At 34.2% G+C, this 2,907-nt stretch carries 2 protein-coding genes and 5 tRNA genes; 1 reads left to right on the forward strand and 6 read right to left on the reverse strand.

Going from position 1 to position 2,907, the window contains the following annotated elements; all coding sequences use genetic code 11:
• Positions 1-757 precede the first annotated feature (757 nt).
• Together ACOYLT_RS11245 and ACOYLT_RS11250 are read right to left on the reverse strand one after the other, a co-directional pair.
• Positions 758-833: transfer RNA gene (locus ACOYLT_RS11245), tRNA-Leu, on the reverse strand.
• A gap of 57 nt (positions 834-890) precedes the next feature.
• Positions 891-965, reverse strand: a tRNA-Glu gene (locus ACOYLT_RS11250).
• Between the two features lie 62 nt (positions 966-1,027).
• Between ACOYLT_RS11250 and ACOYLT_RS11255 the strand changes: the two genes are divergently transcribed.
• Complete coding sequence (locus tag ACOYLT_RS11255; RefSeq protein WP_422853940.1) at positions 1,028-1,606, forward strand: hypothetical protein; 579 nt, start codon at positions 1,028-1,030, stop codon at positions 1,604-1,606.
• On the opposite strand, the gene ACOYLT_RS11260 is transcribed toward ACOYLT_RS11255, so the two are convergent.
• The 4 genes from ACOYLT_RS11260 to ACOYLT_RS11275 all read right to left on the reverse strand — a co-directional run bounded on the left by ACOYLT_RS11260 (position 1,585) and on the right by ACOYLT_RS11275 (position 2,723).
• A tRNA-Ile gene (locus ACOYLT_RS11260) sits at positions 1,585-1,662 on the reverse strand. The two genes, ACOYLT_RS11255 and ACOYLT_RS11260, sit on opposite strands and share 22 nt — an antisense overlap.
• 25 nt (positions 1,663-1,687) lie before the next feature.
• Positions 1,688-1,764 (reverse strand) — tRNA-Met (locus tag ACOYLT_RS11265).
• A gap of 175 nt (positions 1,765-1,939) precedes the next feature.
• Positions 1,940-2,611: a hypothetical protein gene (locus tag ACOYLT_RS11270; RefSeq protein WP_422853941.1), complete on the reverse strand. Its 672-nt coding sequence runs from the start codon at positions 2,609-2,611 to the stop codon at positions 1,940-1,942.
• Between the two features lie 20 nt (positions 2,612-2,631).
• Positions 2,632-2,723, reverse strand: a tRNA-Thr gene (locus ACOYLT_RS11275).
• Positions 2,724-2,907 lie beyond the last annotated feature (184 nt).

Genomic DNA, 2,907 nt, shown 5'->3' on the forward strand with positions numbered 1-2,907 from the left:
TGTGATGTCGGTATTGCTCAATTTGAGTACTCGGTCTTGAGAGATAATTTTCATCTTGGATACAACCTACAGGTTATCTTCAGGGAAGTCAACGATTTTTTATAAAAAATTAAATCCCACTAGAAGTAAGTCTTTTTAAAGAACGGGGCATGAAGCCCCTTGCCCTTCTAATGAGATAAAATTAAATGACCACGACTTGCGAATATACGAGGATTTCACTATTGTTCCATATATTATGGAAAATCAATACATTTACTTTCGAACATATATGTACTTTTTTTCCAAATGTCTTCTCGTTCAATTTCAGTCTCCCCTACTGTCTCGTAGCGTGCTATAATTCTATACACCAATGGTCAAAATTAATACCCATTTTTTTCTCAGTGTAAAGTGACTAGAAACATTATCACTTGGGCGCACTGTATGTTTTTTCGCAGATCAGGTCGCTCAGTTGTCTAATATACCGGATTATTTCCAGTACCTCAAACTACGTCTTAGTGACGACTGCCCTCATTGCTGCAAAAATTGAATACTAAGTAAGTTAGGGGACTTGAACCCGCATCATGCCCTCTTCAGGCACTTTACCATACGTCTGATCAGGACACTTACTTAGTAAAATTGTATTGCGGCTTGGGTAATTACTCCCAAACCGCAACTTTTCCTCAGAGACCATCCGTAACAGATTTCCAAGTCCGTTATCATGGGTTAGCTTCTTGGTAGCCGGGTCAATCGTGTTGGAAAAATTTATAAAAGAACAAAATGGTGAGGGTAGATGGATTCGAACCATCGCTTGACAGATTTTAAGTCTGTTGACTCTTCCGCTGGTCTATACCCCCATAAAAAGAACACGCACAATCTACTAGAAACTGTGGCCCCTGTCAAGGGGAAAAATTTGGTAGTCCATGAGAAAATCGAATTCTCGTTTCCGCCGTGAAAGGGCAGTGTCATAACCACTAGACCAATGGACCGCTAAAATTTTATTGAAAGAACTAGCACAAATCTTATAATAAAGTGTAATAAGAATTGAACTATGGACAAACCTACACTAGAGACCTACGTTAGTCAAGGGCTTTCACTCGGACAAATTTCAAAAATTACTAACAAAAGTAGAACGAGCATTCGCCATTGGCTTAAAAAATTCGATTTAAAAACTAAAAACAAATCTTTTAAAGAACAGCCACGAACTAAAAGTATTGTACTTATTAATGATATACAATTCAAGAAATGTCCTAAATGTGAAGGAGTGAAAAACTTGCAAAATGAATTTTACACTTCTAAAAATGGTGATGTTCATGGATGGTGTAAGCCGTGTAATAATAAAATCACTTATGAAAAACAATTAGCTAGAAAAGTAGAATGTGTGAAATATAAAGGAGGCAAATGCATTGTTTGCAATTACGATAAATATATTGGTGCATTAGATTTTCATCATATAAACCCAGAAGAAAAAGAATTTAATATAGCTCAACTAAGAAGTTATAGTTTAGAATTCTTAACTAAGGAATTGAATAAATGCGTTCTGCTTTGTAAAAACTGTCACGCTGAAGTGCATCATGGATTAGTAGATTTAAAAGAACAAATTAAAATTGGTGGTCTGAGCGGGGCTTGAACCCGCAACTTCACGCTTATAAAGCATGTACTCTGAACCAGTTGAGTTACCAGACCAACAAGAAATATGCAATAGTCTCTGTGGGCCGTGTCGAGATCGAATCGACAATCAACATTTTATGAGAATGCTGCTTTAAGTCCAGTTTAAGCTAACGGCCCATAGAAACTACTACATATTAAATTTTAAAAGAACTGAAAAAATGGTAGGACTGGAGGGTAACGCTCCCTCTTCAATAGATTAAAAGTCTATTGCATCACTTTAATGCTTCAATCCCATTTAAAGAACACGATCAATTTACCATACTTTCACTGATTGTCAAGGAATTCTTGAGGTTCAAAAGCTTTTACCTTCTTGATATCTCTGTCTCCTAGCGTATCTTCCATTTCCTTTATTCCTACCTTTATAAGTAGGAGTTAAAGTGTCGCAATTACTGCAAATTAATCTTAAATTTTTTAAAGAACAGTCATCTGAATTTCCATTAACATGATCTAATATTAACAAAATGGGTTTATCACCCCACTCAGAAAAAGAACACATTTGACATTTATGTCCACCTTTACTTATTAAATAAGATTTAAAAGTATCATTTGTTACTTTTTTACCATCTTCGATAGATATCGCTGTTTGTTTCTTTTTGTTATCAAAGAAACATTTCGTATTACAAAATCTTTTGTTTTTAGTTTGCGATCCGCAACAGACGCATACTCTTTTAATAGCTTTTTTTGGATTATTAAATACAGCGGAACAAGAAGAACTGCAAAAACCATTAACGTGTTTAACAAAATAATCTATTGCATTATTACAAGTTTTACACTTTTTTGGATTTTTATAATATTCTTGTTTATCAAAATCAGCTTTTTGTTTCTTTAAAATTCCGCTAAATTTACCTGAGCAAGAGAGAGAACAAAAATGTTTTTGTTTTGCTTTTGAACACCTGTTGTATTCATTAATTAGTTTTGAAAATTTAATTTTACAAAACTCGCATTTGATTTCTATAGATTCCATAATCTATATTACACTAAAAATGGAGCCTCAAGTCAGATTCGAACTGACAAAGGATGATTAATCCATACTTGTTTACAAAACAAGGCCGATAGCCATTTCCGGTCATTGAGGCATTAAACTTCACTACATCTTACACTATTTCTTTATAGTTTCTAAAGCTTTACATCCATTAGTAGTAATATATCTAATACTATCAATACTAATAAAGCCTTTACGAATTAAATACAATTCATGATCGCGCTGAATCGCGGTTCTTGACAAACCAGTTTTTGCAGCGAGCATAGAAAGAGTACAGC

Origin of the sequence: Flavobacterium sp. (genome assembly GCF_049318185.1) — a bacterium.
In the GTDB taxonomy this organism is placed as follows: domain Bacteria; phylum Bacteroidota; class Bacteroidia; order Flavobacteriales; family Flavobacteriaceae; genus Flavobacterium.

Bases quoted from the DNA above. Each gene is read 5' to 3' on its own strand.
- ACOYLT_RS11255 (WP_422853940.1), top strand. From the start codon at position 1,028: ATGGACAAACCTACACTAGAGACCTACGTTAGTCAAGGGCTTTCACTC.
- ACOYLT_RS11270 (WP_422853941.1), bottom strand. From the start codon at position 2,611: ATGGAATCTATAGAAATCAAATGCGAGTTTTGTAAAATTAAATTTTCA.